This window comes from Pseudomonas meliae, assembly GCF_001400515.1.
Lineage (GTDB): Bacteria > Pseudomonadota > Gammaproteobacteria > Pseudomonadales > Pseudomonadaceae > Aquipseudomonas > Aquipseudomonas amygdali.
In genome coordinates this window covers 6,323-8,747 of sequence record NZ_LJQT01000017.1, presented here as the reverse complement: position 1 = coordinate 8,747, position 2,425 = coordinate 6,323, and the positions used below count along the sequence as shown (strand labels likewise).

The window sequence follows — 2,425 nt, the reverse complement described above, 5'->3', positions numbered from 1 at the left end:
GGTTTTTTTGTAGCCGACAGAATCAATTACTTGATTTTGCCTTCTTTGTAGATCACGTGCTTGCGTACAACCGGATCGAATTTTTTGATTTCGATTTTATCCGGGGTAGTACGTTTGTTCTTGTCGGTGGTGTAGAAATGGCCTGTACCAGCGCTCGACACCAAACGGATCAATTCACGCATGATTTTCTCCCTTAAATTTTGCCGTCGCGACGCAGTTCAGCGAGCACAACTTCAATGCCACGCTTGTCGATGATACGCATGCCTTTAGCAGATACGCGCAGACGAACAAAACGCTTCTCGCCTTCAACCCAGAAGCGGTGATGCTGCAGGTTTGGCAGGAAACGACGACGGGTTTTGTTGTTTGCGTGGGAAATGTTATTCCCAGTCACCGGACCCTTACCGGTAACTTGACATACTCTCGACATGCCTCAGCCCTCTAAAACCACATGCCCAACCCGGCATGGGTTGGCCGCTTAATCTCTCAGTCATTTGGCGCCAGGCGCCGCGTTTCTTTAAGGGTCTTACCGGCTACACCTACAGTGAAGGAACCGGGCCCCTAGAAAAGAGCGCTGCTTTATACCAGAAAGCCTTGGACGCAACAACAGGCAAAGCACTTTGACCCGAATGAATCCGCTCTGCGCGGCGGTATGCTCAAGCAATGCGGGGGCACTGGCAAATCGACCGCTCGTCGCACCGTGACGATTGTTCTACGCCAGTACATGGTCTAGGGTTAGTCCCTCACCAGACTGCGCCGGCAGATGGGGCCCTTTCTGAACAGGAAATAACGCCATGCGCCTAGCTGCACTCCCTTTTTTGCTTGTTCCGTTGCTGCTTCCGATTGCCGCCCAGGCGTCGAGCCTTGTGGTCTGTACCGAAGCCAGTCCCGAAGGCTTCGACGTTGTGCAGTACAACTCACTGACCACCACCAACGCATCGGCCGACGTGCTGATGAACCGTCTGGTGGACTTCGATGCCCAGAGCGGCAAGCTGGTACCGAGCCTGGCAGAAAGCTGGACCGTATCCAAAGACGGCCTGACTTACGACTTCAAGCTGCGCGCCGGAGTGAAATTCCACACCACTGACTATTTCAAGCCGACTCGCGAGCTGAATGCGGATGACGTGCTGTTCAGCTTCCAGCGCATGCTCGACCCGCAGAACCCGTGGCACAAGATCGCCCAGAGCGGTTTTCCGCATGCGCAATCCATGCAGTTGCCCGCGCTGATCAAGAGTATCGAAGCGCCCAATGCACACACCGTGCGCTTTACGCTCAACCATGCGGACTCGACCTTCCTGGCCACGCTGAGCATGGGTTTCGCCTCGATCTATTCAGCCGAATATACCGCGCAGCTGTTGAAGGCGGGCACGCCGGAAAAACTCAACAGCCAGCCGATCGGCACCGGGCCGTTCGTGTTCAAGCGCTTCCAGAAAGACGCCGCGGTGCGCTATGAGGCGTTCGACGATTACTTCGCCGGCAAGTCTGATATCGACACGCTGGTGTATGCCATCACGCCGGACGCCAATGTGCGCCTGCAGAAAATCCGTCAGGACGAATGCCAGATAGCGCTCTCGCCCAAGCCTCTGGATATTCAGGCAGCCAGCAAGGACGACTCGCTCAAGGTCGAGAAGACTGAAGCGTTCATGACCGCGTTTGTCGCGATCAACAGCCAGCACCCGCCGTTCGACAAGCCGGAAGTTCGCCAGGCCATCAACCTGGCGTTCGACAAGGACAATTACCTGAAAGCCGTGTTCGAAGGCACCGCTGAAAAAGCCAATGGCCCTTATCCGCCCAACACCTGGAGCTACGCCAAAGACCTGCCCGGCTATCAGCACGATGTCGCCAAGGCCAAAACTTTAATGGCCAAAGCCGGTCTGAAGGATGGTTTCAAGACCACTATCTGGACCCGGCCTTCCGGCAGCCTGCTTAACCCCAACCCAAGCCTGGGCGCTCAATTGTTGCAGGCTGACTTGAAGCAGGTCGGCATTGATGCCGAGATCAAGATCATTGAGTGGGGCGAACTGATTCGCCGCGCCAAGGCTGGCGAGCATGACCTGCTGTTCATGGGCTGGGCGGGCGACAATGGCGACCCGGATAACTTCCTGACCCCGCAGTTCTCGTGTGCAGCCGTGCAGTCGGGCACCAATTTCGCCCGTTATTGCGACAAGACGCTGGACAAGCTCATCACCGATGGTAAGTCCGTCAGCGATCAGGGCGAACGCAGCAAGCTGTACCATCAGGCGCAGCAGCAGGTCCAACAGCAGGCACTGTGGATACCCCTCGCCCACCCGACCGCAGCAGCCTTGGTACGCAAGGACGTCACGGGTTATCAGGTCAGCCCGTTTGGCAGGCAGGATTTCTACAAGGTGCAGGTCAAGTAAGTCGTCAGACCTAGGCCTGTCTGCGTAACTGGCGTGCCAATGCCCTG

The 2,425-nt window shown here is 56.5% G+C and carries 3 protein-coding genes; 1 reads left to right on the top strand and 2 read right to left on the bottom strand.

All coding sequences use genetic code 11. The annotated features are described in order from the left end of the window. Window positions 1-26: 26 nt before the first annotated feature. Together rpmG and rpmB are read right to left on the bottom strand one after the other, a co-directional pair. Window positions 27-182 (bottom strand): 50S ribosomal protein L33, encoded by a 156-nt coding sequence (gene rpmG / locus ALO64_RS00535; protein WP_002551515.1) that lies wholly within the window; start codon window positions 180-182, stop codon window positions 27-29. Between the two features lie 11 nt (window positions 183-193). Beyond that, complete coding sequence (gene rpmB / locus ALO64_RS00530) at window positions 194-427, bottom strand: 50S ribosomal protein L28 (protein WP_002551514.1); 234 nt, start codon at window positions 425-427, stop codon at window positions 194-196. 364 nt (window positions 428-791) lie between these two features. Between rpmB and ALO64_RS00525 the strand changes: the two genes are divergently transcribed. After that, a complete protein-coding gene (locus ALO64_RS00525) occupies window positions 792-2,378 on the top strand; it encodes an ABC transporter substrate-binding protein (RefSeq protein ID WP_044344529.1) in 1,587 nt (528 codons plus the stop codon). Window positions 2,379-2,425 lie beyond the last annotated feature (47 nt).

Excerpts from the sequence above, each read along its gene's own strand:
- rpmG (WP_002551515.1), bottom strand. The coding sequence starts at position 182 with ATGCGTGAATTGATCCGTTTGGTGTCGAGCGCTGGTACAGGCCATTTC.
- rpmB (WP_002551514.1), bottom strand. The coding sequence starts at position 427 with ATGTCGAGAGTATGTCAAGTTACCGGTAAGGGTCCGGTGACTGGGAAT.
- ALO64_RS00525 (WP_044344529.1), top strand. The coding sequence starts at position 792 with ATGCGCCTAGCTGCACTCCCTTTTTTGCTTGTTCCGTTGCTGCTTCCG.